The sequence below is a fragment of the Streptomyces sp. GL_140 genome (genome assembly GCF_057834465.1).
Window position 1 is genome coordinate 2,027,264 of the sequence record NZ_CM174404.1, and the last position, 25,340, is coordinate 2,052,603.

The window sequence follows — 25,340 nt, forward strand, 5'->3', positions numbered from 1 at the left end:
CCGGCGGACGGAGTCCGGCGCAGCGGGCCGGAGCCTGCGGAGCAGTGCGAGGGGCGCATCAGGAATTGATGCCCGTGTTGCCCCACACGCCGTTCAGCAGGCCGATCACGTTGACCGTGTTGCCCACGACGTTGGCCGGGATGTGGACGGGGAGCTGGAGCTGGTTCCCCGCGGCCACGCCGGGCGAGTTCAGGGCCTCGCCCTCCGCCGACGCACCGCCGTGCGCCGAGGAGACACCCGCGCCGGCGGCGAGGAGGCCGCCCGCGATCATGGTGACGGCAGTGGCCTTCTTGATGTTCTTCACGTTCTGGTCCTCCGTACGTCTGCCGCGGCCAGCCGCCGCGGCACGTCATGAAGAACGGTCATCCGACGAACGGGATGCGCCATGTGGGCGACATACACCCGACCGTATGAATCACTCCGTGAGTCCGTGTCTGACCGCCCAGAGCGCCGCCTGGGTGCGGTCGGTGACGTCCAGCTTCATCAGGATGTTCGAAACGTGCGTCTTGACCGTCTTCTCCGAGAGGACCAGCGACCGGGCGATCTCCCGGTTCGAGCGCCCGTCCGCTATGTGCCGGAGCACCTCGCGTTCGCGGTCGGTCAGGGAGCCCGCGCGGCCGGGGGACGGCGGGTGGCCCTCCTCGGAGAGCAGGGTCGTCGCGACCTCCGGCTGGAGGAGGACATGACCGGCGTGGACCGAGCGGATCGCGGCGGCCAGGGCGTCGGGGTCGATGTCCTTGTAGACGTATCCGGCGGCGCCCGCACGCAGGGCGGGGACCACCGTGCGCTGCTCGGTGAAGCTGGTGACGATCAGCACGCGGGCCGGGTTCGCCAGCGCGCGCAGTCTGCGCAGGGCCTCGATGCCGTCGGTGCCCGGCATCTTGATGTCCATCAGGATGACGTCGGGGCGCAGCTCCTCCGCCCGGGCGATGCCCTCCTCTCCGTCGGAGGCCTCGCCGACCACCTCGATGTCCTCCTGGACCTCCAGGAAGGTGCGCAGGCCGCGGCGGACCACCTGGTGGTCGTCGACGAGCAGCACCCTGGTGCGGCTGCTCCGGTCGGACGCGTCAGCCACCGGGGACCTCCAGTTCGATCGTGGTGCCCGTGCCGGGCTCCGAGTGGACGGTGAGCCGGCCGCCGACGCCGGCCGCGCGGTCCCGCATGGAGACCAGGCCGAGGTGCCGGCCGGCCCGGCGGACCGTGGGCGGGGAGAAACCGGATCCGTCGTCCGTGACCTTCAGGACGGCTCCCCCGGCCTCCCGGCGGCTCAGGGTGACGGCGATCAGCTCCCCGTCCGAGTGGCGCAGGGCATTGTGGAGGGCCTCCTGGGCCACGCGCAGGACGGCTTCCTCCTGGGCCGCGGGAAGGGCCCGTACGCCGTCGCAGGCGAAGGTGACGTGGGCGGCGTGCGCGCGGTCCAGGACCCGGACCTGGTTGCGCAGGGTGGCGGTGAGGCCGTCCTCGTCCAGGGCGGCGGGGCGGAGCTCGGTGACGGCGGCGCGCAGTTCGTCGGCGGCTTCCGCCGCGAGGGCGGCGACCTGGTGGAGCTCCTCCTTGGCGCGTGCCGGGTCCCGGTCCACCAGGGCGGCGGCGGCCTGGGCGGTCAGGCGCAGCGAGAAGAGCTTCTGGCTGACCGCGTCGTGCAGCTCGTGGGCGAGGCGGGAGCGCTCCTCGGCGATGGTCAGCTCGCGGCTGCGCTCGTAGAGGCGGGCGTTGGTGAGGGCGATCGCCGCGTGCTGGGCGAGGAGGGAGAGGAGTTCCTCGTCCTCGTCGGTGAATCCGCGCCCGCCGTCGGCGCCGGGTCGCTTGTTCGCGAGGAAGAGGGCCCCGAGGGTCTCCTCGCCGTCACGGATGGGCAGCCCCAGGAAGTCGGACATGTCGGGGTGGGCGGCGGGCCAGCCCTCGAAGCGCGGGTCCTCCCGTACGTCGGCCAGTCGCTCGGGGCCGTCCTGGTGGAGCATCGCGGCCAGGATGCCGTGCTGGCGGGGCAGCGGGCCGATCGCCCTCCACTGCTCCTCGCTGATGCCGTCCACCACGAACTGGGCGAAGCCGCCGTGGTCGTCCGGGACGCCGAGGGCGGCGTACTCGGCGTCGAGGAGTTCGCGGGCCGAGGCGACGATCGTGCGCAGGACGTCGCGCACTTCCAGCCGACGGCTCATGGCGAGCAGCGCCGTGCTGACGGCGGCCAGGCCGCTGCGGGGGCCGCGGGGTGCGCAGGGGCCGCCGCGCAGCGGACTACCGGTCATGGCCTCACCGTACTCGCGGCTGCGACCTGCGGGATCGGGCGCGGGGCCTAGGCCGGGCGCAGGGCTCGGCCTAGGACCGAGGCGGGGGCCGGCCCTAGGACCGAGGCGGGGGCCGGGTGTGGGACGGGGCGCGGGCGCTACGGAGATAGGGACTGCATATAACGGACATTGCGCCATGCCGTTCGGCCCTGGGTCCGCTCGCCGCCGGACCGGGGGCGACGGTGGGCGGAGCGGGTGTACGGCCTGAGGAGGCCGGATCGGGGGTCCTTCTCTGCCTTTGGCAGGAGTTCCGGGCGGTTCGCCTGCTACTCAAGGATGAGATCGGTGACTCAATGAATTGCTGCCGCAACATTCGGTGAGATTGTTACGCGGCCGATGTGAGCCCGAGCATAGGACGCAGATCACTTACGAAGTTCCCTAGTGGACAAATAAGGATGCTGTCAGCACTGCCCCACCTAGCGCCGAGCGGTCAAATGGGTGCCGATCAACCGCCCGTGATCCACTAAGCAGCATCGTACGTCACACCTTTGCCAGGCGTTTTTGCCACCGCTAAGAATTGCCCTCGTCGCACAGCGCCGCTGATCCCCGGATCCTCGCGGCGCTTTCATGCGGCTCCCGCTATTCGAAGAGGTTGCTACGCATGTCCGAGACCAGCACTCCCGGCCACAGTCGTCGTCTGACGAAGGCCCACAAGCTTTCGATCGCCGGTGTAGCCACCCTGGGCGCCGCCGCCCTCGCCTTCTCCCTCGTCCCGGCCGGCGCCGGTGAGACCTCGACGGTCGTGGCCACCGCCCCCGTCGCCTGGTCCAAGGTCGTCGAGAACGCTCAGACGCAGGCCATGCACCAGCACCTCACCGTCCAGCAGGTCGTCGCCGACAAGCAGGCCAAGGTCCTGGCGGACGCCGCCAAGGCCAAGGCCGAGGCGGACGCGAAGAAGGACCGTGACGCGAAGGAGGCCGCCAGCCGATCGGCCGCCCGCACCCCGGTCTTCGCGAACAACCTGGACGGCTGGATCAAGGAAGCCCTCTTCATCATGAAGCGGGAGGGCATTCCGGGCACGTACGCCGGCATCCACCGCAACATCATGCGCGAGTCGAGCGGCAACCCGATGGCGATCAACAACTGGGACATCAACGCCCAGAACGGCATCCCGTCCAAGGGCCTGCTCCAGGTGATCCAGCCGACCTTCGCCGCCTACCACGTCAAGGGCACGAAGTTCGACCTGTACGACCCCGTCGCGAACATCGTCGCCGCGTGCAACTACGCCGCCGACCGCTACGGCTCGATGGACAACGTCAACAGCGCCTACTAGGCCTCAGACGTCCCCCCAGCCCCCCATGCGCCTCAGGGCGGCCCCGGTGTTCCGGTGCCGCCCTGAGGCGTTCGTGCGTGCCGTACGGGGCTACGAGGCGTTCGTGCGTACGGCGGTACCGGGTGCTACTTGCGCATGACCTCGGGCTCGTGGCGGCGCAGCAGGCGCGCGACCGCGAAGCCGCAGGCGACGCCCAGCAGGATCAGCACGATGATGTCGAAGCTCCACTGGCCGACCGTGGCGTCCCAGAGCGGGTCGGTGTTCTCCGGGTGCTCGCGGTCCCACGGGGCCATGAGCTTGGTCAGGTGCAGGGTGGTGCCTGCGGCGGCGACGGCCCAGCGGGACGGCATCAGCCAGGCGACCTGCTCCAGGCCCAAGGAGTCGTAGACCTGGAAGAGGATGCCGGTGAAGACGACCTGGACGATCGCGAACATGACCAGCAGCGGCATCGTCTTCTCGGAGGTCTTCACCAGCGAGGAGATGACCAGACCGAACATCATCGAGGTGAAGCCGAGCGCGGTGATCGACAGGCAGATCTCGACGGCCGGGGGCATGAAGAGGCCCTCGGTCGGCAAGTCGCGCGGGAAGAAGCCGATACCGCAGATGATCACGCCCTGGACGGCCGTGATGAAGCCGAGGACGATCACCTTCGACATCAGGTAGGCCGACCGGGACAGGCCCGTCGCGCGTTCCCGCTCGTAGATCACCCGTTCCTTGATCAGCTCACGGACGGAGTTGGCTGCGCCCGAGAAGCACATGCCGACCGCGAGGATCAGGATGATCGTGCCGGCCGCGGTGTTGAAGCCGGTCGGCGGGGCCACGAGGCCGAACTTCGCCGGGATGACCGTGGACACCACGCCCAGGACCGCCGGGAGGATCAGCATCAGGCCGATGAAGCCCTTGTCGGACGCGATGACCGACAGGTAGCGGCGGATCAGCGTCCACAGCTGGGAGCCCCAGCCCTGCGGCTTCGGGGGCCGCGTCTGCTGCACGGCGGGCTGCACCGACTGCGGGGCGACCGCGTCGATGTCGGCCGCGTACAGCTGGTAGTGCTGGGAGCCCTTCCAGCGGCCGGCCCAGTCGTAGTCGCGGTAGCTCTCGAAGGCGGAGAACACGTCGGCCCAGGTGGTGTAGCCGAAGAAGTTCAGCGCCTCGTCCGGCGGACCGAAGTACGCCACCGAGCCGCCCGGCGCCATGACCAGCAGCTTGTCGCAGATGGCCAGCTCGGCGACGGAGTGGGTGACCACGAGGACCGTGCGGCCGTCGTCGGCGAGGCCGCGCAGCAGCTGCATGACATCGCGGTCCATGCCCGGGTCGAGGCCGGAGGTCGGCTCGTCCAGGAAGATCAGCGACGGCTTGGTGAGCAGCTCCAGGGCCACGGACACGCGCTTGCGCTGGCCACCCGAGAGCGCGGTGATCTTCTTGTCCTTGTGGATGTCGAGCTTGAGCTCGCGCAGCACCTCGTCGATGCGGGCGGCCCGCTCGGACTCGGTGGTGTCCGCAGGGAAACGGAGCTTGGCCGCGTACTTCAGGGCGGTGCGGACCCGCAGCTCCTTGTGCAGGATGTCGTCCTGCGGGACCAGGCCGATGCGCTGGCGGAGCTCCGCGAACTGCTTGTACAGGTTGCGGTTGTCGTAGAGGACGTCGCCCTCGTTGGCCGGGCGGTAGCCCGTGAGCGCCTTGAGCAGCGTCGACTTTCCGGACCCGGAGGGGCCGATGACACCGATCAGCGACTTCTCCGGGACGCCGAAGGTGACGTCCTTGAGGATCTGCTTGCCGCCGTCGACCGTGACCGTGAGGTGGCGGGCCGAGAAGGAGACGTCACCGGTGTCGACGAACTCCTCGAGCCGGTCTCCGACGATCCGGAAGGTCGAGTGGCCGACGCCGACGATGTCGTTCGGGCCGAGCAGCGCGGTACCGGACTTCGCCACCGGCTGGCCGTTGACGTAGGTGCCGTTGTGGCTGCCGAGGTCGCGGATCTCGAAGCGGCCGCCCGGCATCGAGCGGAACTCCGCGTGGTGGCGCGAGACCTGGAGGTCGGAGACCACCAGCTCGTTCTCCAGCGCACGGCCGATCCGGATGACGTGGCCCAGCGCGAGCTGGTGGAACGTCGTCGGGCTGCGGTGGTCCCCGTAGCCCGGTGTGCCGCCGCCCTGCTGCTGAGGGAACGGTGGGGCCTGCTGCTGTGCCTGCTGCTGTGCCTGCTGCTGCGGCAGCTGGACCTGCTGAGGCTGCTGCGGCTGCTGCTGTTCCCAGGCCTGCGGGGCCTGGGGCTGCTGCGGCGGCGCGTACGCCTGGGCCGACTGCTGCGCAGCGGCCGGCTGCGGCACCGGCGCGGCCGCGCCCGCGACGGGATTCAGCCGCGGGCCGTCGGTGGCGTTGCCCAGGTGCACCGGCGTACCGGGCACGAGCTCGGCCTGCTGGACCCTCGCCCCGTGCACGTACGTGCCGTTGGTGCTCCCGTGGTCCTCGATCCCCCAACCCCGCCCGTTCCAGGCGATGGTGGCGTGTCGCCACGACACCCGGGCGTCATCGATCACCACGTCTCCCTGGGGATCGCGCCCCAGCGAGTACGACCTGGACGGATCGAGCGTCCAGGTCCTTCCATTCAATTCCAGTACGAGTTCCGGCACTCCAGCCCCACTTAAGTCCCCCGAGAATCCCCCATGACGTCAGGGAGTCTAGGGATGGCGAACATCCGGGGGAACTATTTCAGGCGCACGGCCACAAGGGGAATCCGGGCCACGTCACGGGGCACGAAGGGCCCTGCGGGGAGGGTCGAAAGTCTCCCGGAGTGTGCGATTCGGGACTTCCCGACCACCCCGCGCTGCTCGTGGTGCGCCCCGGAAGGGGTGCGGGACCCGCTCGGCCGCGGGCCGCTCCCGAGCCGGTCCGCCGCCGGTCCGGGGCCGTCCGGAGCGAAACGGTTCCGCCAGGTGGGACGGGAGTCCTTGCCCGCAGGCCGGGGAGATACGGTGAAGGCACCATGAGCGCTTCGCAGACCTCCGACGTCCCCACCCTCCTCGTCAAGATCTTCGGCAAGGACCGTCCCGGGATCACCGCCGGGCTGTTCGACACCCTCGCCGCCTACTCCGTCGACGTGGTCGACATCGAGCAGGTGGTCACCCGAGGCCGCATCGTCCTGTGCGCCCTCGTCACCCATCCGACCGACAGCTCCGAAGGCGAGCTGCGGGCCACCGTCCACAGCTGGGCCGACTCGCTCAAGCTGCAGGCCGAGATCCTCTCCGGCACCGGTGACAACCGGCCGCGCGGCAGCGGCCGTTCGCACGTCACCGTGCTCGGGCACCCGCTCACCGCCGAGTCCACCGCCGCCGTCGCCGCCCGGATCACCTCCACCGGCGGCAACATCGACCGCATCTTCCGGCTCGCGAAGTATCCGGTGACGGCCGTGGAGTTCGCCGTCTCGGGCACCGAGACCGAGCCGCTGCGCACCGCCCTGGCCACCGCCGCCGCGCAGATCGGCGTGGACGTGGCCGTGGTCTCGGCCGGGCTGCACCGGCGGGCCCAGCGCCTCGTCGTCATGGACGTGGACTCCACGCTGATCCAGGACGAGGTCATCGAGCTCTTCGCGGCGCACGCCGGCTGCGAGGCCGAGGTCGCCGAGGTGACCGAGCGGGCCATGCGCGGCGAGCTGGACTTCGAGCAGTCCCTGCACGCCCGGGTCGCGCTGCTGGCGGGCCTGGACGCCTCCGTCGTGGACAAGGTCCGCTCCGAGGTGCGCCTGACCCCCGGCGCCCGGACCCTGATCCGCACCCTCAAGCGGCTCGGCTACCAGGTGGGCGTGGTCTCCGGCGGGTTCACCCAGGTGACGGACGATCTGCGCGAGCGGCTCGGGCTGGACTTCGCCTCCGCGAACACCCTGGAGATCGTCGACGGCAAGCTGACCGGCAAGGTCGTCGGCGAGATCGTGGACCGGGCGGGCAAGGCCCGTCTGCTGCGGCGGTTCGCCGCGGAGGCGGGCGTACCGCTGGCCCAGACGGTGGCCATCGGCGACGGAGCCAACGACCTGGACATGCTGAACGCCGCCGGGCTGGGCGTGGCCTTCTGTGCCAAGCCGGTGGTCCGCCAGGCCGCGGACACCGCGGTGAACGTGCCGTTCCTGGACGCCGTGCTGTACCTGCTGGGCATCACCCGCGAAGAGGTCGAGGCCGCCGACCTGGCGTGAGCGATCCTGCCCCACGACGGAGCGGGCCCCGGCACTAGTCCGTGCCGGGGCCCGCTCCGTCGTTGGTGTCCGGGGGCGCTGACCGCGCTCAGACGTGCGGGGTCCAGAAGTCGAGCAGGGTGCCGATGCCGTGCTCCACGGACTTCCACGAGCCGGTGAAGGAGACCACGGCGATCGCGGAGGTGGGGAAGCCGGAGCGGTTCATCCGGGCCAGTACGTCGCCCTCCGCGGTCCCGGCCAGGGCGTCGGCGAGGGCGTGCATGCCGGGGTTGTGGCCGATGACCAGCAGATTGTCGACCTCGTCGGAGGTCTCGTTGAGCAGGGCGATGAGCTCGCCGAGCGAGGCCTCGTAGAGCCGTTCCTCGTACGAGGTCTTCGGCCGGTGCGGCAGTTCCTGGACGGCCAGCTTCCAGGTCTCGCGGGTCCGGGCCGCGCTGGAGCAGAGGGCCAGGTCGAAGGTGATACCGGTCTGGGCCAGCTTCTGGCCGGCCGCCGGGGCGTCGTGACGGCCGCGCTCCGCCAGGGGGCGGTCGTGGTCCGTGCCGTCCGACCATTCGGCCTTGGCGTGCCGGAGGAGGACGATCCTGCGGGGTGTGTCGGCGCTCATGGCTCCCAGCTTCGCATGAATCGAGCCACGGGGCGCAGGGTGTTGAGGGGCTCACCCGGGCGTGTGAGGAGCGCCGGGCGCACTTGCGCCCGCCCGCCTCCGGTCCCGCGTCGGGCGGCCTCCGCCCCGTCGTGGCGCCCGACACCCGCGACCTGGTGCGCTGTCAGCCGACGGCGCGCAGCAGCTGGTGGGTGACCTGGACGAGCGCGGAGCCGCCGCCGGAGGCCGCTTGGGCCTCGCCGGATCCGGCGAGGAGCGTGAGCAGGAGGGCGAAGGCGAGGGCGGGCAGGGCGAGCGTCCACCAGTGCAGGCGGGCGTTGGCCCCGAGGGCTCGGGGGGCGGGGGTGTGCGTGGGGGCCGACATGGCCGCCTCCGTGGGTGCGCGTGGGACGGTCTCGCTCTTGCTCTTCGAATCTAAGGATTCGAGCCGGCGGTTCCCATCGGGGACGCACCCCACTTCACCCTGAGCCTGACCCCCTAGGGGTTGGGGGGATAACCCCACCAACGGTCCTGCTATCCCGGGGAGGCAATGGTCGCGATGATGGAGATGATCACGGTCACGAGGAGCATCGCGCCCAGCACGAGGCCGAGCTTCTTGTGGCCGTTCTGGGGATTGGGTTCGAGTACGGGCGACATGCCGTTCAGTCTCGCATGCCGCATTCGTCCTCGATCGTGCGGTCCCGGCCCGCGAGCAGGCCCAGCGCGATCTGCGGGACGAGCAGTCCGGCCATGAGGGCCAGGGGCAGGTCCCAGCCGCCGCTGTGCTGGTAGAGGGCGCCGATGAGGAGCGGTCCGGGGATGGAGATCAGGTATCCGGTGCTCTGTGCGAAGGCGGAGAGCTTGACCACGCCGGCCGGGGACTTTGCGCGCAGCCCGATCAGGGTGATGACGAGCGGGAAGGAGCAGTTGGAGACGCCGAGCAGCAGGGCCCAGGCCCATGCTCCGCCGACGGGGGCGAGGTAGAGGCCGAGGTAGCCGACGAGGCCGAAGAGGCCGAGGGCGGCGGCGATGGGGCCCTGGTTCTTCATCCGTCCGGCCAGGCCGGGGATGACGAAGGCGAGCGGGACGCCCATGACCATGGTGACGGCGAGCAGGACTCCGGCGGTGGAGGCGGAGACTCCGGCGTCGCGGAAGATCTGCGGGAGCCAGCCCATGGTGATGTACGCGCCGGTGGCCTGGAGGCCGAAGTAGCCGGCGAGGGCCCACGCGGTACGGCTGCGCACGACGCGCGGCCCGGTGTCGGCTCCGGTGCGGCCGGCCGGGCGTGCGGGGTCGGCGGCTGCCGCCCTCTCCTTGCGGGCGGCGGCGGCGATGGCCAGCCAGGGCAGTACGGCGGCCACGGCGAGGAAGCCCCACATCAGCAGGCCGGTGCGCCAGCTGCCGCCGAGGGCTTCGGTCATCGGGACGGTCGCGGCCGCGGCGAGCGAGGTGCCGGCGGCCAGGGCCATGGAGTAGAGGCCGGTCATGGTGGCGACCCGGTCCGGGAACCAGCGCTTGACGATCACCGGCAGGAGCACGTTGGTCAGGGCTATGCCGGCCAGGGTCAGGGCGCTGGCGGCGAGGAACCCGGCGGCGTTGCTCGCGAAGGGCCGGATCAGCAGGCCCGCGGCGACGGCGGCCATGCCGGCGCAGACGACGGCGGCCGGGCCGAAGCGGCGGGAGAGCCGGGGCGCGGTGACGCCGAAGACGGCGAAGCAGAGCGTGGGCACGGAGGTGATGAGGCCTGCCACGGTGCCGCTCATGCCGAGACCCGTACGGGTCTCTTCGAAGAGGGCGCCGAGGCTGGTGATGGCGGGCCGCAGGTTGAGGGCGGCCAGCACGATGCCGACGAGGAGCACGGGTCCGAGCCACGCCGGCTGCGGGGCCGGGTGGAGGGCGGACGCCGCACGCATGGCGGCAGTGGGCCGCGGAGATGCCGTGCGCGCGGCCTGGGGTTGGTTTAAGGTCTGGATTTCTTCGGACATTGAACCATCATAGAATCATGGGATGATTGGTTGTCCAGTCTGCTTCCCGTTCCGCGTCCGGAAAGGACCCCCGACCGCATGCCGCTGACCTCGCCCCGGCGATCCGCGCTCGTCGACCAGGTGATCGCCCAGCTCAGGAACCAGATCACCACCGGCGAATGGCCCGTCGGCTCCCGCATCCCCACCGAGCCCGAGCTCGTGGAGCTGATGGGGGTCGCCCGCAACACCGTGCGGGAGGCCGTCAGGGCCCTCGCGCACAACGGCCTCCTCGACATCCGCCAGGGCTCGGGGACCTACGTCCTGGCCACCAGCGAGCTGGCCGGGGTGATGCACCGCCGCTTCGCCGGGGCCGACCCGCGCCACATCGCGGAGCTGCGCTCGACGCTGGAGTCCTCGGCGGCCCGCCTCGCGGCGGAGCGGCGGACCGCGCGGGACCTCGTACAGCTGGACGCGCTGCTCGCCCGGCGCGAGGAGGCCTGGTCGGGCGGGGACGCGGAGGTGTTCATCGCGGCGGACGTGGCCCTGCACATGGCGGTGGTGGCGGCCTCGCACAACGACGTGCTCATCGAGCTGTACGCGGACCTCGGCGATCTGGTGGCCGACTGGCTGCGCGGCGACGTGGGCACGGACCTCGATCCCGCGTCGCACATGGACCACGCCCGGCTGGTCGAGGCGATCCGGAGCGGGGACGCGGACACGGCGGCCTCGGAGGCGGCCGGCTATCCGTTCGCCTGCCTGGGCAAGGAGGCGCGGGTCACTGCCGCCGGTGGCTGACCCAGGCGGAGCGGACTTCCTTCCAGCAGCGGCCGGTGAGGTCGGCGCGGCCGGCCGGTCCGATGGCCACGGCCGCGCCGTCCCCGTCCACGTCCCACCAGCGGTCGCACTCCACGTGCAGGCGGACCACGTCGGTTTCGGGATAGCCGTTGTGGCAGTTCGCGATCACCTGCGAGCCCAGGATCTCGGTGTCGCAGTCGGCGCCGAAGAGCTCCCGGGCCGCGGGTTGCGCGGGGCGTACGGGCGGCTCGACGGGGATCTGGGTCAGGTCCACGACGGCCCGGTCCCCCGCGGCGGGGGCCACCGTCTCCGGGCCGGGCGCGGGGTCGATGTCCTCCGACTGTGCGACGGCCCCCGGGACCAGGAATGCGGTCAGGACCACCGAGGTGACCAGTAGCGATACCGCTCGGCTCCGCCTCGCACGCACTCCCGTACCTCCTCCCCACAGGAGCCGGGAAGATCCCGACGGGGCCAGTTTGCAGGCAAATGTCACGATTTTCGACTCGGGAAGATCTGATCAGACGCCGAAAATCTGATCGAACCGCCCGCGGGAACAGCACCCGGGCGCCGTCAGGACACACCAGGACGGGTACGGGCCCCCGTCGCCCGCACCCGCCCGCAGCCGAAAACGGCGGCGGCCGCGCCTCCCGGAAAGGGAGCCGCGGCCGCCGCCGTACGGATGGAACCGGTCCCTGGATCAGGCACCGTCAGGATCGAGCACGCCGGATCAGGCACCCATCGCGTGCAGGCCGCCGTCCACGTGGACGATCTCGCCCGTGGTCTTCGGGAACCAGTCCGACAGCAGGGCGACGACGCCCTTGCCCGTCGGCTCCGGGTCCGCCATGTCCCACTCCATCGGGGAGCGGTGGTTCCAGACGTCCGCCAGGTCCGAGAAGCCCGGGATGGACTTCGCGGCCATCGAGCCGATCGGACCGGCCGAGATCAGGTTGCAGCGGATGTTCTCCTTGCCCAGGTCACGGGCGAGGTAGCGGCTGGTGGCCTCCAGCGCGGCCTTGGCCGGGCCCATCCAGTCGTACTGCGGCCAGGCGTACTGCGCGTCGAAGGTGAGGCCGACGACGGACGCGCCCTCCGCCGGGAACAGCGGCTTGCACGCCATGGTCAGCGACTTCAGCGAGAACGCCGAGACGTGCATCGCCGTGGCGACCGACTCGAACGGCGTGTTCAGGAAGTTGCCGCCGAGGGCGTCCTGCGGGGCGAAGCCGATGGAGTGGACGACCCCGTCGAGGCCGCCGAGCTCCGCGCCGACGAGGTCCGCCAGGCGGGCCAGGTGCTCGTCGTTGGTGACGTCGAGCTCGATCACCTTGGCGGGCTTGGGCAGCTTGCGTGCGATGCGCTCGGTCAGCGTCGGCCGCGGGAACGCGGTGAGGATGACCTCGGCGCCCTGCTCCTGGGCCAGCCGGGCGGTGTGGAAGGCGATGGACGACTCCATCAGCACCCCGGTGATGAGGATGCGCTTGCCGTCGAGAATTCCGCTCATGGTGATCAGTGACCCATGCCCAATCCGCCGTCAACGGGAATGACGGCTCCTGTGATGTACGCGGCGTTGTCGGACGCCAGGAAGCTGACCGCGGCCGCGATCTCCTCGGGCTGCGCGTAGCGGCCCAGCGGCACCTGGCCGACGATGCCCGCACGCTGCTCGTCGGTGAGCACCTTCGTCATGTCGGTGTCCACGAAGCCCGGGGCGACGACGTTGAAGGTGATGTTGCGGGAGCCCAGCTCGCGAGCGAGGGAACGGGCGAAGCCGACCAGCGCGGCCTTGGACGCGGCGTAGTTGGCCTGGCCGGCCGAGCCGAGCAGTCCGACGACCGAGGAGATCAGGACGACGCGGCCCTTCTTGGCGCGGAGCATCCCGCGGTTCGCGCGCTTGACCACGCGGAAGGTGCCGGTCAGGTTGGTGTCCACGACCGAGGAGAAGTCGTCCTCGGACATGCGCATCAGCAGCGTGTCCTTGGTGATGCCGGCGTTGGCGACCAGGACCTCCACATTGCCGTGGGCGTCCTCGATCTCCTTGTACGCCTGGTCGACCTGGTCGGAGTCGGTGATGTCGCAGCGGACCGCCAGCACGCCCAGAGCGGCGAGCTCCGCCGGCGGCTCGCCCGACCGGTACGTGATCGCGACCTTGTCTCCGGCCTCCGCGAAGGCTCGGGCGATGGCGAGGCCGATGCCCCGGTTTCCTCCGGTGACGAGAACCGAGCGGCTCAACGGATCACCCTTTCGACTAGCGGTCTGAATACCAAAAACCTATAGGTCAGGTACCCCATACGGAGAATCGGGCTCCCACAGGGCCTCGGTACGCGCTCTGTCGAGTCCCTACAGAAAGATGTAGGCACGGCAAGCCGCCGCGCGACATGATCGTGCCAGCTGCCCCGACCCCGGGAGGACCTCCGTGCCCCATTCCATCGACGCGGCCTTCACCGCGCTGCCCTTGCGGGCGCTCGCCGACGCGGCGCTCGCCCGGGCCCGCGCGCTGGGCGCCGACCATGCCGACTTCCGCCTGGAGCGGATCCGCAGCGCCTCCTGGCGGCTGCGGGACGCCAAGCCGTCCGGCGGCTCCGACACCACCGACCTCGGATACGCGGTCCGGGTCGTGCACGCCGGCAGCTGGGGGTTCGCCTCCGGTGTGGACCTGACCATGGACGGCGCCGCCAAGGTGGCCTCGCAGGCCGTGGCCATGGCCAAGCTGTCCGCCAAGGTGATCAAGGCGGCCGGCTCGGACGAGCGGGTCGAGCTCGCCGACGAGCCCGTGCACGCGGACAAGACCTGGATCTCCGCCTACGACGTGAACCCCTTCGAGGTGCCGGACGCGGAGAAGGCGGCGCTGCTCGCCGACTTCAGCTCCCGGCTGCTGGCCGCCGACGGGGTGGCCCACGTGGACGCCTCGCTCCTCGCGGTCCACGAGAACAAGTTCTACGCCGACACCGCGGGCACCTCCACCACCCAGCAGCGGGTCCGCATCCACCCGCAGTTCACCGCCGTCGCGGTGAACGCCGCCAGCGGCGAGTTCGACTCCATGCGCACCATCGCCCCGCCCGCCGGGCGCGGCTGGGAGTACCTGACCGGCACCGGCTGGGACTGGAACACGGAGCTGGAGCAGATCCCCGGGCTGCTCGCCGAGAAGATGCGGGCGCCGAGCGTCGAGGCCGGGCGCTACGACCTGGTCGTGGACCCGTCCAACCTGTGGCTCACCATCCACGAGTCCATCGGCCACGCCACCGAGCTGGACCGGGCGCTGGGCTACGAGGCGGCGTACGCGGGCACCTCCTTCGCCACCTTCGACCAGCTGGGCAAGCTCACCTACGGCTCCCCCCTCATGAACGTGACGGGCGACCGGACCGCCGAGCACGGGCTGGCCACCATCGGGTACGACGACGAGGGCGTCGAGGCGCAGAGCTGGGACCTGGTCAAGGACGGCACCCTGGCCGGCTACCAGCTGGACCGGCGGATCGCGAAGCTCACCGGTCTCGGGCGCTCCAACGGCTGCGCCTTCGCCGACTCCCCCGGGCACGTCCCGGTGCAGCGGATGGCGAACGTCTCGCTCCAGCCGGATCCGGGCGGGCTCTCGACCGAGGACCTGATCGGCGGGGTGGAGCGCGGGATCTACGTGGTCGGCGACCGCTCGTGGTCGATCGACATGCAGCGCTACAACTTCCAGTTCACCGGACAGCGCTTCTTCCGGATCGAGAACGGCAAGCTGGCCGGACAACTGCGCGATGTCGCCTACCAGGCCACGACCACCGAGTTCTGGGGCTCGATGGAGAAGGTCGGCGGCCCGCAGACCTACGTGCTGGGCGGCGCCTTCAACTGCGGCAAGGCCCAGCCGGGCCAGGTGGCGGCCGTCTCGCACGGCTGCCCGTCCACGCTGTTCCGCGACGTGAACATCTTGAACACCACGCAGGAGGCCGGACGCTGATGGCGACGAACCGAACGACCAAGCCCCACGAGATCGTCGAGCGGGCGCTGGAGCTCTCCACCGCCGACGGCTGTGTCGTCATCGCCGACGAGCAGTCCTCGGCCAACCTGCGCTGGGCGGGCAACGCCCTGACGACCAACGGCGTCACCCGCGGCCGGACCCTGACCGTCATCGCCACGGTCGAGGGCAAGGAGGGCACGGCCTCGGGGGTCGTCTCGCGCTCCGCCGTCACCGCCGAGGACCTGGAGCCGCTGGTACGGGCCGCCGAGGCGGCCGCGCGCGAGGCGGCCGCCGCCGAGGACGCCCAGCCGCTGGTCACGGGGACCCCGTACTCGCCGGACTTCACCGACGCCCCGGCCGAGACCTCCTCCTCGGTCTTCGACGCCTTCGCCCCGGCCCTCGGCGAGGCCTTCGCCCGCGCCCGCGCCGGCGGCCGGGAGCTGTACGGCTTCGCCAACCACGAGCTGGTCTCCACGTACGTGGGCACCTCTACGGGGCTGCGCCTGCGCCACGACCAGCCCAACGGCACCCTGGAGCTCAACGCGAAGTCCCCGGACCGCCAGCGCTCGGCCTGGGCCGGCCGCGCGACGCGGGACTTCAAGGACGTGGACCCGACCGTGCTGGACGCGGAGCTGGCGGTCCGGCTCGGCTGGGCGGAGCGGAAGATCGACCTGCCCGCCGGGCGGTACGAGACGCTGCTGCCGCCGACGGCCGTGGCCGACCTGCTGATCTACCAGATGTGGTCGGCGGCGGCCCGGGACGCGGTGGAGGGCCGGACGGTCTTCTCCAAGCCCGGCGGCGGCACCCGGCTCGGCGAGCGGCTGACCGAGCTGCCGCTGACCCTGCGCTCCGACCCCAACGCGCCGGGCCTGGAGTCCGCGCCGTTCGTGATCGCGCACAGCTCCGGCGACGACGCCTCCGTCTTCGACAACGGCCTGCCGGTCCCCGCGACCGAGTGGATCAAGAACGGCGAGCTGGCCCGGCTGACCACGACCCGGCACAGCGCGGGCCTGACCGACCTGCCGGTGTCCCCGGCGTTCGGAAACCTGATTCTGGACGGGGGCGGCGACAAGTCCCTGGAGGAGATGGTCGCCGCGACCGAGCGCGGACTGCTGCTGACCTGCCTCTGGTACATCCGCGAGGTGGATCCGGCGACGCTGCTGCTCACGGGCCTGACGCGGGACGGCGTCTACCTGGTGGAGGACGGCCGGGTGGTCGGCGAGGTCAACAACTTCCGGTTCAACGAGTCCCCCGTGGACCTGCTCTCGCGGGCATCGGAGGCCGGCCGGACCGAGAAGACCCTGCCGCGCGAATGGAACGACTGGTTCACCAGGGCGGCGATGCCGGCCCTGCGGATCCCCGACTTCAACATGAGTTCGGTCAGCAAGGGAGTTTGATCCCGGAAGGCGTCTGACGTGCGGGCCTTCCCCGCCTATGCTGGCGGGGAAGCCTCAACAATCTGTTTCATCTCGTTCAAGGAGACCCAGAACCGTGACGGACATCGTCGACGAACTGAAGTGGCGCGGGCTCTTCTCGCTGTCCACTGACGAAGAAGCGCTGCGCAAGGCCTTCGCGGACGGTCCCGTCACCTTCTATTGCGGTTTCGACCCGACCGCGGCCTCGCTGCACGTGGGACACCTGGTGCAGGTGCTCACCGTGCGCCGGCTCCAGCAGGCCGGACACCGGCCGCTGGCACTGGTGGGCGGGGCCACGGGCCAGATCGGCGACCCGCGCCCGACCGCCGAGCGCACCCTGAACGACCCCACCGTCATCTCGGAGTGGGTGGGCCGCCTCCGTTCGCAGATCGAGCCGTACCTGTCCTTCGAGGGCGAGAACGCGGCGCTGATGGTGAACAACCTGGACTGGACGGCGGGCATGTCCGCCATCGAGTTCCTGCGGGACATCGGCAAGCACTTCAGGGTCAACAAGATGCTGACGAAGGACTCGGTCGCCAAGCGGCTGGAGTCCGACCAGGGCATCAGCTACACCGAGTTCAGCTACCAGCTCCTGCAGGGCATGGACTTCCTGGAGCTGTACCGGCGCTACGGCTGCACCCTGCAGCAGGGCGGCTCCGACCAGTGGGGCAACCTGACGGCCGGGCTCGACCTGATCCACAAGGTGGAGCCGGGCGCGCACGTCCACGCGATGGCGACCCCGCTGATGGTCAAGGCGGACGGCACCAAGTTCGGCAAGTCCGAGAGCGGGGCCGTCTGGCTGGACCCGGAGATGACCACCCCGTACGCGTTCTACCAGTTCTGGCTGAACGTGGACGACCGGGACATCTCCACCTACATGCGGATCCTGTCCTTCCAGACCCGTGAGGAGCTGGAGACGCTGGAGGCTCAGACCGCCGAGCGGCCGCAGGCGCGCGCCGCCCAGCGGGCGCTCGCGGAGGAGCTGACCACGCTGGTGCACGGCGCGGACCAGTGCGCCGCCGTGATCGCGGCGTCCAAGGCGCTGTTCGGCCAGGGCGACCTGACGGAGCTGGACGAGGCCACGCTGACCGCGGCCCTGTCCGAGCTGCCGCACGCCAGGGTCGCCGAGCCGGGCCTGGTCGTGGACCTCCTCGCGGAGACCGGGCTGGTCGCCAGCAAGTCGGCCGGCCGCCGGACCGTGAAGGAGGGCGGGGCCTACGTGAACAACGTGAAGGTCACCGCCGAGGACGCGGTCCCCGCCAAGGAGGACCTGCTGCACGGGCGCTGGCTGGTGTTGCGCCGCGGCAAGAAGAACCTGGCCGCGGTCGAGGTGACCGGCTAGCCGGTACGCGCAACAGCGGAACGGCGGGCCGCGCGCCCGCCGCGCACGGCGGAGGGGCCGGTTCGGACGCACTGTCCGGCCGGCCCCTCCGTCATGGTCCGCCGAGCCGCGGACCGGAGGCCTCTAGGTGGTCTGCCGCTTGTTGCCCCGGAGCGCGTTGTAGACGATGTCACCGAGCCCGACGATCACGACGGCTCCGGCAAGCTGCAGCAAGTGCCGGATCCAGTCGATGCCCTTGGTGTCGGCCACACCGATCCACGAGGCCACCGCGTTGCCGACCACGGCGCCGATGATGCCGAAGACAGTAGTCAGCCAGAGCGGCTGGTGCTGCTTTCCCGGCAGGATCGCCCGGGCTATCAGGCCCAGCACAAAACCGACGATGATCGCCCACAACCAATGCATGTCGAGCCTCCTCCTGGCGCGTCGTGCGCACGTGGGCCCAGTCTCGACCCGTCCGGCGTACAGCGCATTTCGGACAGCTCCATTCGGGGGATACCCGCTCTCCCCGGGCCGTAAGGGGCGGCGTACCTTGGGAGGGTCCGGGCCGGGGAGTGTTCGGCGGTTGATCGGGTGGTGGGTTGTGGAGCGGTCGAAGCGGAACAAGGCCGAGGTCTTCCGGATCACGGGGGCCCGGATGAGCCTCGCCGAGGACGTGCGGGGACGTCAGCGCCGGTACGTGATCTCGATGGCCATCAGAACCCTGTCGGTCATCGCCACGGTCGTCCTGTGGAACGTGCAGCGGCCCGTGGCCATCGTGACGCTCGTCGCGGGGGCCCTGCTGCCGTACGTGGCGGTGGTCATCGCCAACGCGGGACGGGAGTCGACGCCCTCGCTCCCCTCGCACTTCATCCCGGCCCCTGTGCACCCCGCGCCGGACGAGGGAAACCTCAAGAAAAGCTCAGATCAATCATGAAGTTCCAGTGCACCTCACGGGGTCCTGCGTGACATACTGCCTACGCGCTCCGCATCCCCCGTCGGAGCGACGGACCGACGCCGGGCAGCTCCCCCCGTGGCTGCTCGGCGTCGCCTTTCCGTCTTAGGGTTGAGCCGTGACTCCCCTCGACGACGCACCTCGAAACGACGCATCCGGCGACACCGCACCCACCTGTTCGGCCAAGGGCTGCCGTGACGCGGCCGCCTGGGTGCTGGCATGGAACAACCCGAAGCTGCACACCCCCGAGCGCCGCAAGACCTGGCTGGCGTGCGAGGAGCACCGCGAGCACCTCTCCCAGTTCCTGGGGGTCCGCGGCTTCCTCAAGGACGTCGTGAAGCTCGACGAGTGGATCGCTTCAGAGTCTGAGGGGTAGCCGGAGGGCTCGGAGCGGTTGTAGCCGCTGCCGAGCCCTCGGGGAAGTCCCGGACGGCGGGCGCCCGGGGCGGTACTGGGACCTGCGCCCTAGCCGCCGATCGCCGACATCGGGCGGTCGGGCTGCAGGAAGGACGGGTCGTCGAGACCGGATCCGGCCTTCTTGCCCCACATCGCCACCTTCCACAGGCGGGCGATCTCCTCGTCCGCGGCGCCCGAGCGCAGGGCCGCGCGCAGGTCCGACTCCTCGGTGGCGAAGAGGCAGGTGCGGATCTGGCCGTCGGCGGTCAGGCGCGTACGGTCGCAGGCGCCGCAGAAGGGGCGGGTGACCGAGGCGATGACTCCGACCGTGGCCGGGCCGCCGTCCACGATCCAGCGCTCGGCCGGGGCGGTGCCGCGCTCCTCGGCGCCTTCCTCGGTGAGCGTGAAGCGGGTGCGCAGGGACTGCAGTATGTCCCCGGCGGTGATCATGCCCTCGCGCTTCCAGCCGTGCTGGGCGTCGAGCGGCATCTGCTCGATGAAGCGGAGCTCGTACTCGTTCTCCACGGCCCAGGCGAGCAGGTCGGGGGCCTCGTCGTCGTTCAGTCCGGGCATCAGCACGGCATTGACCTTGACGGGAGTGAGGCCGGCCTCGCGGGCGGCCGCCATGCCCTCGATGACGTCCTTGTGGCGGTCGCGCCGGGTGAGGGTCCTGAAGACCTCGGGCCGCAGGGTGTCCAGGGAAACGTTCACCCGGTCCAGGCCGGCGGCCTTGAGGGCCTGAGCGGTGCGCTTGAGGCCGATGCCGTTGGTGGTCAGGGACATCTTGGGGCGGGGCTCCATGGCCGCGCACTGCTCGACGATCCCGACGAGGCCGGGGCGCAGGAGCGGCTCGCCGCCGGTGAAGCGGACGTCCGTGATGCCGAGCCTGGTGACGGCGATGTGGATCAGCCGCACTATCTCTTCGTCGCTGAGCAGATCGGTTTTGCCGAGCCACTGGAGGCCCTCTTCGGGCATGCAGTAGGTACAGCGCAGGTTACACCGGTCGGTGAGCGAGACGCGCAGGTCAGTGGCCACGCGGCCATAGGTGTCGAGAAGCACTGTGGGCCCCCTCCCCTGTCCGGTTTGTAGAGGTTTACGCCGCTGTGGATAGAGCGCGGTCGTTATAAACGAGCCTACGCGACTGCCGTGACATGTAGGGGTGCCCAAAGGAACGAGACGGGACGTGGCCGCGTCGTAGGGAAATACGACACGGCCACGCTGGGTGTTCGGACTATTTCGCTCGGGCGCAGCGTGTCAGGCCGCGCCGATGCCGGTCAGTGAGCGGACCTCGAGCTCCGCGAACTTCTGCGGGTCGGCCTCCTCCTTGGAAAGGACGGTTCCCAGCCATCCCAGCAGGAAGCCGACCGGGATCGAGATGATCCCCGGGTTCTCCAGGGGGAACCAGTAGAAGTCGGCGTCCTTGAACATCGAGGTGGGCTTTCCGGACACGACCGGGGAGAAGAGCACCAGGCCGACCGCCGTGATCAGGCCTCCGTAGATGGACCAGAGCGCTCCCTGGGTGGTGAAGCGCTTCCAGAAGAGGCTGTAGAGGATCGTCGGCAGGTTGGCGGAGGCCGCGACCGCGAAGGCGAGCGCGACCAGTCCGGCGACGTTGAGGTCCCGGGCCATGGCTCCGAGGGCGATGGCCGCGGCGCCGATGACCACGGTGGACCAGCGGGCCGCCCGTACCTCTTCCTTCTCGGTCGCCCTGCCCTTGCGGATCACGTTCACGTAGATGTCGTGGGCGAAGGACGAGGAGGAGGCCAGGGTCAGGCCCGCCACGACCGCGAGGATGGTGGCGAAGGCCACCGCGGAGATCACGGCGAGCAGGACCGCTCCGCCGGTGGAGTCCGCGCCGCCGCCGATCTCCTGGGCGAGCAGCGGGGCCGCGGTGGTTCCGGCCTTGTTGGAGGCGATGATGTCGGCCCGCTTGAGCAGGGCCGCGGCGCCGAAGCCGAGGACGATCGTCATCAGGTAGAAGGCGCCGATGATTCCGATGGCCCAGTTGACGGATTTACGGGCGGCCTTGGCCGTGGGCACGGTGTAGAACCGGATCAGGATGTGCGGCAGGCCGGCGGTGCCGAGGACCAGGGCCAGGCCCAGCGAGATGAAGTCGAGCTTGGTGAGCGAGTCCTTGCCGTACTTCAGGCCGGGCTCCAGGAACTTCGCGCCCTGACCGCTGTTGTCGGCGGCCTTGCCGAGCAGGTCGGAGATGTTGAAGTTGAACTTGAGCAGCACCAGGAAGGTGATCAGCAGGGTGCCCGCGATGAGCAGCACCGCCTTGATCATCTGGACCCAGGTGGTGCCCTTCATCCCGCCGATGGTGACGTAGAGGATCATCAGGACGCCGACCAGCGAGACGATCACGATCTTGCCGAGGTCGCTGGTGATGCCGAGGAGCAGCGAGACGAGCACGCCGGCACCGGCCATCTGGGCGAGCAGGTAGAAGATCGAGACGACGATCGTGGAGGTGCCGGCGGCGGTCCGTACGGGGCGCTGGCGCATCCGGTACGCGAGCACGTCGCCCATCGTGTAGCGGCCGGAGTTGCGCAGCGGCTCGGCGACGAGGAGCAGCGCGACCAGCCAGGCCACGAGGAAGCCGATGGAGTAGAGGAAACCGTCGTAGCCGAAGAGCGCGATGGCTCCGGCGATGCCGAGGAAGGACGCGGCGGACATGTAGTCGCCGGAGATGGCCAGGCCGTTCTGGAAACCGGTGAACTGGCGGCCGCCCGCGTAGAAGTCGGCGGCGCCCTTGGTCTGGCGGCCGGCCCAGATCGTGATGGCCAGGGTGGCCACGACGAACAGCCCGAACAGGGTGATGATCAGCGGGCGGTGCTCGGTGGCTCCGGCGGCGACGGTGGTGCCCGCCGTGGCCGCGGCGCCGGTGGCGACCAGCAGGGGGGCGCTCACGCTCCGGCCTCCATCTGCGCCTTGATGGCCGAGGCCCTGGGGTCGAGCCTGACGGCCGCGTGCCGCGAGTACAGGAAGGCGATCAGGAAGGTCGTCGCGAACTGGGCGAGGCCGAGCACGAGGGCGACGTTGATGTTCCCGAAGAGCTTGGTCCCCATGAAGCCGCCCGCGTAGTTGGAGAGCAGGACGTAGAGCAGGTACCAGGCGATGAACGCCACGGTGAGCGGGAAGGCGAAGGAGCGGTGGGCGCGGCGCAGTTCGGTGAACTCCGCGCTCTGCTGGACGCGTACGAACTCTTCGGCCGCGGGGCTCGCCGGCGGCGCTCCCGCGCTGCCCGGGGGCGGCGCTGCTTCGGTGGTCACGGGGGACTCTCCTTGTGACGCGGGTGCGGTGGGGACGACGGACAAAACAACCTCCGTGTGGGGGGACGGTGGCGCTGATCCCCCCTGTCAACGGCACGGCCGGCGGGTCGGGACGGTTCAACACCCTTTGTTTCCGAGGAAACTGATTTCTCGAACTGATGGCGCGGAGTCGAACGACGGCACTAGGTTCGCCTGTCATGAACCCGTCGGGCGCGACCGCGCCCGCGCGGCTTTTTCACGATGATGTGGAGAACCCATGGCTCATCCGGGAACCGGTCACCGGCGGCGCGCACTCGCCCTTCCGGTCGGCCTGGCGCTCACCGCCTCGCTCGCCTTCCTGCCCTCGGTGGCGGCCTCCGCCGCACCGCTCGGCAGCACGGCGGACTCGGCGGCGACGGCCAAGCCCGACACCTCCGGCCCCAAGCTGTCGTACGTGGCGAACCTGACCGCGTACGGCACCGTGAAGCAGGCGAAGAAGGCCATCGAGCGGGCCGGCGGCACCGTCGTCATCGCCTATGAGCAGATCGGAGTGGTCGTCGCCCACTCCCAGAACCCCGACTTCGCCAAGCAGCTCCGCGGACAGCGCAGCCTGTTCGTATCGGTCGGCGCCACCCGGACGGCCCCGCTGACGGCGGTGCAGACCACCGAGGAGGGCACGACGCAGAAGCTGAGCGCGGCGGAGGCCGCCAAGGCGGCGGCGAGCGCCACGGAGGGTCAGGAACCGCTGGAACCCAACCAGTGGGACCTGCGGGCAATCAAGGCCGACGAGGCTCACAAGATCAACGATGGCAGCCCGAACGTCACGGTGGGGGTCATCGACACGGGCGTTGACGACACCCACCCGGATCTCGCGGCGAACTTCTCCAAGGAGCAGTCGGCCAACTGCGTCGGCGGCGTCGCCGACACCACCGACGGCGCCTGGCGTCCGTACGCCGACGGCAGCGACCACGGCACCCACGTGGCGGGCACCATCGCGGCCCCCCGCAACGGCATCGGCATCAGCGGGGTCGCGCCCGGCGTGAAGGTCGCCGGCATCAAGGTGGCCGAGCACGGGACCAACCTCTTCTTCACCGAGGCGGTCGTGTGCGGCTTCATGTTCGCCGCCGAGAAGGGGATCGAGGTGACCAACAACAGCTACTACGTCGACCCGTGGATGTTCAACTGCAAGACGGACGACGACCAGAAGGCGCTGGTGGAGGCCCTCACCCGGGCGAGCAAGTACGCCGAGCGCAAGGGCGTCCTCAACGTCGCCGCGGCCGGGAACTCCAACTGGGACCTGTCGGCCGCCTCGATCGTCGACGACACCAGCCCCGACGACGCCACCCCGGTGCCGCGCACCATCGACCCGAAGGTCTGCCTGGACCTGCCCACACAGCTGCCGGGCGTGGTGACGGTCAGCGCGACCGGTGACAAGGGCCTGCGGTCCTACTACTCCAGCTACGGCCTCGGCGTCGTCGACGTCGCCGCCCCCGGCGGCGACAAGTGGCAGATCCCGGCCACCCCGGACGCCAACGGCCGCGTGCTGTCCACCCTCCCGGGCGGCGGATACGGCTACAAGCAGGGCACCTCGATGGCCACCCCGCACGTCGCGGGCGTCGCGGCCCTGCTCAAGAGCGCGCACCCGTGGGCGACCCCGTCGCAGCTCCAGGCGATGCTCAAGGGCCAGGCGACGAAGGCGGCCTGCCCGACGCAGATCTACGACGCCACGGGCACCCTGGTCGACGCCACCACCTGCGCGAGCAAGTGGGGCCAGACCGGCTACTACGGATACGGCGTGGTCGACGCGCTGAAGGCCGTGAAGTAGCGGAACGGATCGTGTGACGGAGGGGCCGGCCGGGGTACTCCCCCGGCCGGCCCCTCCCTCGTTGCGTGATCCGCGGTCCGCGGAGCGGCACTAGCCCTTGATGATCACCTTGAGCGCGCTGCGGTCGTCCATCGCGCGGTAGCCGTCCGGGACCTCGTCCAGGGAGACGGCCCGGTCGAAGACGGGCGCCGGGTCGATCGCGCCGCTGAGCACGTCCGCCAGCAGCTCCGGGATGTACGCCCGGACCGGCGCGACGCCGCCGCGCAGGGTGATGTTGCGGTCGAACATGACACCGAGGTCGAGGCCGGTGCCGCTGCCGTGCGGGACGCCGACGTAGCCGATGGCCCCGCCGTCGCGGGTGATGTTCACGGCGGTGCGCATGGACTGCTCCGTGCCGACCGCCTCGATGACGGAGTGGGCGCCCTGGCCGCCGGTGAGCTCGCGCACGGCCGCCTCGGCGGCCTCGCCCCGCTCGGCGACGACGTCGGTGGCCCCGAAGAGCTTGGCGATGTCCGTACGGGCCGCGTGGCGGCCCAGTGCGATGATCCGCTCGGCGCCGAGGCGCTTGGCGGCGAGGACCCCGCACAGGCCGACCGCGCCGTCGCCGACGACGGCGACCGTGGAGCCCTCGCGGACCCCCGCGCCCAGCGCGGCGTGGTGGCCGGTGCCCATGACGTCGGACAGCGCCAGCAGACCGGTCAGCAGGTGGTCGTCGGAGACCGCCTCGGCGGGCAGCTTCACCAGGGTGCCGTCGGCGTGCGGGACGCGGACCGCCTCGCCCTGCCCGCCGTCGTGGCCGACCGAGCCCCAGAAGCCGCCGTGCACGCAGGAGGTGTACAGGCCCTCGGAGCAGTAGTCGCAGGTGCCGTCGGACCACATGAAGGGGGCGACGACGAGGTCTCCGGCGCGCAGGCCGGAGACGGCCGTGCCGGTCGCCTCGACGACACCGAGGAATTCGTGGCCGATCCGCTGACCGGGCTGGCGCTTGGCCTCTCCCCGGTAGGCCCACAGGTCGCTGCCGCAGATGCAGGAGCGCAGCACGCGGACGACGGCGTCCTCGGGGCGCTGGATCGCAGCGTCGGGCACCTCCTCCACGCGGATGTCGTGCGGGGCGTGGATGACGGTGGCGCGCATGGTGATGCAGTCCTCCGGCTAGGGGA

At 70.6% G+C, this 25,340-nt stretch carries 25 protein-coding genes; 9 read left to right on the forward strand and 16 right to left on the reverse strand.

The window, feature by feature from the left end; genetic code table 11:
- Positions 1 to 58 precede the first annotated feature (58 nt).
- The 3 genes from AC3IYJ_RS09425 to AC3IYJ_RS09435 form a co-directional block, all read right to left on the reverse strand.
- The gene (locus AC3IYJ_RS09425) at positions 59 to 304 is read right to left on the reverse strand and encodes a chaplin (protein ID WP_489400857.1); all 246 of its coding nucleotides are present in this window, start codon (positions 302 to 304) and stop codon (positions 59 to 61) included.
- 111 nt (positions 305 to 415) lie between these two features.
- Positions 416 to 1,075 carry a response regulator gene (locus tag AC3IYJ_RS09430; protein WP_489400858.1) on the reverse strand — a complete coding sequence of 220 codons (660 nt, stop codon included), beginning with the start codon at positions 1,073 to 1,075 and terminating at the stop codon, positions 416 to 418.
- Positions 1,068 to 2,246 carry a GAF domain-containing sensor histidine kinase gene (locus AC3IYJ_RS09435; RefSeq protein WP_489400859.1) on the reverse strand — a complete coding sequence of 393 codons (1,179 nt, stop codon included), beginning with the start codon at positions 2,244 to 2,246 and terminating at the stop codon, positions 1,068 to 1,070. The genes AC3IYJ_RS09430 and AC3IYJ_RS09435 overlap by 8 nt, the downstream gene beginning before the upstream one ends.
- Positions 2,247 to 2,886: 640 nt before the next feature.
- On the opposite strand from AC3IYJ_RS09435, the gene AC3IYJ_RS09440 reads away from it, so the two are divergent.
- The gene (locus tag AC3IYJ_RS09440; protein WP_489400860.1) at positions 2,887 to 3,558 is read left to right on the forward strand and encodes a transglycosylase SLT domain-containing protein; all 672 of its coding nucleotides are present in this window, start codon (positions 2,887 to 2,889) and stop codon (positions 3,556 to 3,558) included.
- Positions 3,559 to 3,683: 125 nt separating this feature from the next.
- On the opposite strand, the gene AC3IYJ_RS09445 is transcribed toward AC3IYJ_RS09440, so the two are convergent.
- Complete coding sequence (locus AC3IYJ_RS09445; RefSeq protein ID WP_489400861.1) at positions 3,684 to 6,191, reverse strand: ABC transporter ATP-binding protein/permease; 2,508 nt, start codon at positions 6,189 to 6,191, stop codon at positions 3,684 to 3,686.
- 353 nt (positions 6,192 to 6,544) lie between these two features.
- Here AC3IYJ_RS09445 and serB point away from each other — a divergent pair, with 353 nt between their 5' ends.
- A complete protein-coding gene (serB, locus tag AC3IYJ_RS09450; RefSeq protein WP_489400862.1) occupies positions 6,545 to 7,744 on the forward strand; it encodes a phosphoserine phosphatase SerB in 1,200 nt (399 codons plus the stop codon).
- An 88-nt stretch (positions 7,745 to 7,832) separates the two neighbouring features.
- On the opposite strand, the gene AC3IYJ_RS09455 is transcribed toward serB, so the two are convergent.
- The 4 genes from AC3IYJ_RS09455 to AC3IYJ_RS09470 all read right to left on the reverse strand — a co-directional run bounded on the left by AC3IYJ_RS09455 (position 7,833) and on the right by AC3IYJ_RS09470 (position 10,315).
- Positions 7,833 to 8,351 carry a SixA phosphatase family protein gene (locus tag AC3IYJ_RS09455; RefSeq protein WP_489400863.1) on the reverse strand — a complete coding sequence of 173 codons (519 nt, stop codon included), beginning with the start codon at positions 8,349 to 8,351 and terminating at the stop codon, positions 7,833 to 7,835.
- 163 nt (positions 8,352 to 8,514) lie between these two features.
- Positions 8,515 to 8,715, reverse strand: a complete 201-nt coding sequence (locus AC3IYJ_RS09460) for a hypothetical protein (protein ID WP_489400864.1) — start codon at positions 8,713 to 8,715, stop codon at positions 8,515 to 8,517.
- Positions 8,716 to 8,864: 149 nt separating this feature from the next.
- On the reverse strand, positions 8,865 to 8,987 hold the full coding sequence (locus AC3IYJ_RS09465; RefSeq protein WP_330295703.1) for an SGM_5486 family transporter-associated protein: 123 nt from the start codon (positions 8,985 to 8,987) through the stop codon (positions 8,865 to 8,867).
- A 5-nt stretch (positions 8,988 to 8,992) separates the two neighbouring features.
- Positions 8,993 to 10,315, reverse strand: a complete 1,323-nt coding sequence (locus AC3IYJ_RS09470; RefSeq protein ID WP_489400865.1) for a CynX/NimT family MFS transporter — start codon at positions 10,313 to 10,315, stop codon at positions 8,993 to 8,995.
- Positions 10,316 to 10,393: 78 nt separating this feature from the next.
- Here AC3IYJ_RS09470 and AC3IYJ_RS09475 point away from each other — a divergent pair, with 78 nt between their 5' ends.
- A complete protein-coding gene (locus tag AC3IYJ_RS09475; RefSeq protein WP_489400866.1) occupies positions 10,394 to 11,089 on the forward strand; it encodes a FadR/GntR family transcriptional regulator in 696 nt (231 codons plus the stop codon).
- Here the strand turns inward: AC3IYJ_RS09475 and AC3IYJ_RS09480 are convergent.
- The 3 genes from AC3IYJ_RS09480 to fabG all read right to left on the reverse strand — a co-directional run bounded on the left by AC3IYJ_RS09480 (position 11,070) and on the right by fabG (position 13,312).
- Positions 11,070 to 11,516 carry a hypothetical protein gene (locus tag AC3IYJ_RS09480; RefSeq protein WP_489400867.1) on the reverse strand — a complete coding sequence of 149 codons (447 nt, stop codon included), beginning with the start codon at positions 11,514 to 11,516 and terminating at the stop codon, positions 11,070 to 11,072. The genes AC3IYJ_RS09475 and AC3IYJ_RS09480 overlap by 20 nt on opposite strands.
- Positions 11,517 to 11,816: 300 nt before the next feature.
- On the reverse strand, positions 11,817 to 12,587 hold the full coding sequence (fabI, locus tag AC3IYJ_RS09485) for an enoyl-ACP reductase FabI (protein ID WP_489400868.1): 771 nt from the start codon (positions 12,585 to 12,587) through the stop codon (positions 11,817 to 11,819).
- 5 nt (positions 12,588 to 12,592) lie between these two features.
- On the reverse strand, positions 12,593 to 13,312 hold the full coding sequence (fabG, locus tag AC3IYJ_RS09490; protein WP_489400869.1) for a 3-oxoacyl-[acyl-carrier-protein] reductase: 720 nt from the start codon (positions 13,310 to 13,312) through the stop codon (positions 12,593 to 12,595).
- 184 nt (positions 13,313 to 13,496) lie between these two features.
- Between fabG and AC3IYJ_RS09495 the strand changes: the two genes are divergently transcribed.
- The 3 genes from AC3IYJ_RS09495 (at position 13,497) to tyrS (ending at position 17,777) form a co-directional block, all read left to right on the forward strand.
- A complete protein-coding gene (locus tag AC3IYJ_RS09495; RefSeq protein WP_489400870.1) occupies positions 13,497 to 15,020 on the forward strand; it encodes a TldD/PmbA family protein in 1,524 nt (507 codons plus the stop codon).
- Positions 15,020 to 16,417, forward strand: coding sequence for a metallopeptidase TldD-related protein (locus AC3IYJ_RS09500; RefSeq protein WP_489400871.1), 1,398 nt, complete (start codon positions 15,020 to 15,022; stop codon positions 16,415 to 16,417). The genes AC3IYJ_RS09495 and AC3IYJ_RS09500 overlap by 1 nt, the downstream gene beginning before the upstream one ends.
- 94 nt (positions 16,418 to 16,511) lie before the next feature.
- On the forward strand, positions 16,512 to 17,777 hold the full coding sequence (gene tyrS, locus AC3IYJ_RS09505) for a tyrosine--tRNA ligase (RefSeq protein WP_489400872.1): 1,266 nt from the start codon (positions 16,512 to 16,514) through the stop codon (positions 17,775 to 17,777).
- Positions 17,778 to 17,900: 123 nt separating this feature from the next.
- On the opposite strand, the gene AC3IYJ_RS09510 is transcribed toward tyrS, so the two are convergent.
- Positions 17,901 to 18,179, reverse strand: a complete 279-nt coding sequence (locus tag AC3IYJ_RS09510) for a GlsB/YeaQ/YmgE family stress response membrane protein (protein ID WP_489400873.1) — start codon at positions 18,177 to 18,179, stop codon at positions 17,901 to 17,903.
- A gap of 178 nt (positions 18,180 to 18,357) precedes the next feature.
- Between AC3IYJ_RS09510 and AC3IYJ_RS09515 the strand changes: the two genes are divergently transcribed.
- Entirely contained in the window at positions 18,358 to 18,690 is a 333-nt protein-coding gene (locus AC3IYJ_RS09515; RefSeq protein WP_489400874.1) for a DUF3099 domain-containing protein, read from the forward strand.
- A 136-nt stretch (positions 18,691 to 18,826) separates the two neighbouring features.
- Complete coding sequence (locus AC3IYJ_RS09520; protein ID WP_489400875.1) at positions 18,827 to 19,084, forward strand: hypothetical protein; 258 nt, start codon at positions 18,827 to 18,829, stop codon at positions 19,082 to 19,084.
- 89 nt (positions 19,085 to 19,173) lie between these two features.
- On the opposite strand, the gene moaA is transcribed toward AC3IYJ_RS09520, so the two are convergent.
- The 3 genes from moaA to AC3IYJ_RS09535 form a co-directional block, all read right to left on the reverse strand.
- On the reverse strand, positions 19,174 to 20,163 hold the full coding sequence (gene moaA, locus AC3IYJ_RS09525; protein WP_489400876.1) for a GTP 3',8-cyclase MoaA: 990 nt from the start codon (positions 20,161 to 20,163) through the stop codon (positions 19,174 to 19,176).
- 195 nt (positions 20,164 to 20,358) lie between these two features.
- Positions 20,359 to 22,002, reverse strand: coding sequence for a solute symporter family protein (locus AC3IYJ_RS09530; RefSeq protein WP_489402758.1), 1,644 nt, complete (start codon positions 22,000 to 22,002; stop codon positions 20,359 to 20,361).
- A gap of 8 nt (positions 22,003 to 22,010) precedes the next feature.
- The gene (locus AC3IYJ_RS09535; protein WP_489400877.1) at positions 22,011 to 22,376 is read right to left on the reverse strand and encodes a DUF485 domain-containing protein; all 366 of its coding nucleotides are present in this window, start codon (positions 22,374 to 22,376) and stop codon (positions 22,011 to 22,013) included.
- Between the two features lie 256 nt (positions 22,377 to 22,632).
- Between AC3IYJ_RS09535 and AC3IYJ_RS09540 the strand changes: the two genes are divergently transcribed.
- Positions 22,633 to 24,180, forward strand: coding sequence for a S8 family serine peptidase (locus AC3IYJ_RS09540; RefSeq protein ID WP_489400878.1), 1,548 nt, complete (start codon positions 22,633 to 22,635; stop codon positions 24,178 to 24,180).
- Between the two features lie 90 nt (positions 24,181 to 24,270).
- Here AC3IYJ_RS09540 and AC3IYJ_RS09545 read toward each other — a convergent pair whose 3' ends face one another.
- Positions 24,271 to 25,314 carry a zinc-dependent alcohol dehydrogenase family protein gene (locus AC3IYJ_RS09545; RefSeq protein WP_489400879.1) on the reverse strand — a complete coding sequence of 348 codons (1,044 nt, stop codon included), beginning with the start codon at positions 25,312 to 25,314 and terminating at the stop codon, positions 24,271 to 24,273.
- Positions 25,315 to 25,340 lie beyond the last annotated feature (26 nt).

What these genes read in the sequence shown, in the direction of transcription:
- AC3IYJ_RS09435 (WP_489400859.1), bottom strand. Translation starts at nt 2,246, where the DNA reads ATGACCGGTAGTCCGCTGCGCGGCGGCCCCTGCGCACCCCGCGGCCCC.
- AC3IYJ_RS09440 (WP_489400860.1), top strand. Translation starts at nt 2,887, where the DNA reads ATGTCCGAGACCAGCACTCCCGGCCACAGTCGTCGTCTGACGAAGGCC.
- serB (WP_489400862.1), top strand. Translation starts at nt 6,545, where the DNA reads ATGAGCGCTTCGCAGACCTCCGACGTCCCCACCCTCCTCGTCAAGATC.
- AC3IYJ_RS09455 (WP_489400863.1), bottom strand. Translation starts at nt 8,351, where the DNA reads ATGAGCGCCGACACACCCCGCAGGATCGTCCTCCTCCGGCACGCCAAG.
- AC3IYJ_RS09460 (WP_489400864.1), bottom strand. Translation starts at nt 8,715, where the DNA reads ATGTCGGCCCCCACGCACACCCCCGCCCCCCGAGCCCTCGGGGCCAAC.
- AC3IYJ_RS09465 (WP_330295703.1), bottom strand. Translation starts at nt 8,987, where the DNA reads ATGTCGCCCGTACTCGAACCCAATCCCCAGAACGGCCACAAGAAGCTC.
- AC3IYJ_RS09470 (WP_489400865.1), bottom strand. Translation starts at nt 10,315, where the DNA reads ATGTCCGAAGAAATCCAGACCTTAAACCAACCCCAGGCCGCGCGCACG.
- AC3IYJ_RS09475 (WP_489400866.1), top strand. Translation starts at nt 10,394, where the DNA reads ATGCCGCTGACCTCGCCCCGGCGATCCGCGCTCGTCGACCAGGTGATC.
- fabI (WP_489400868.1), bottom strand. Translation starts at nt 12,587, where the DNA reads ATGAGCGGAATTCTCGACGGCAAGCGCATCCTCATCACCGGGGTGCTG.
- AC3IYJ_RS09500 (WP_489400871.1), top strand. Translation starts at nt 15,020, where the DNA reads ATGGCGACGAACCGAACGACCAAGCCCCACGAGATCGTCGAGCGGGCG.
- AC3IYJ_RS09510 (WP_489400873.1), bottom strand. Translation starts at nt 18,179, where the DNA reads ATGCATTGGTTGTGGGCGATCATCGTCGGTTTTGTGCTGGGCCTGATA.
- AC3IYJ_RS09540 (WP_489400878.1), top strand. Translation starts at nt 22,633, where the DNA reads ATGGCTCATCCGGGAACCGGTCACCGGCGGCGCGCACTCGCCCTTCCG.
- AC3IYJ_RS09545 (WP_489400879.1), bottom strand. Translation starts at nt 25,314, where the DNA reads ATGCGCGCCACCGTCATCCACGCCCCGCACGACATCCGCGTGGAGGAG.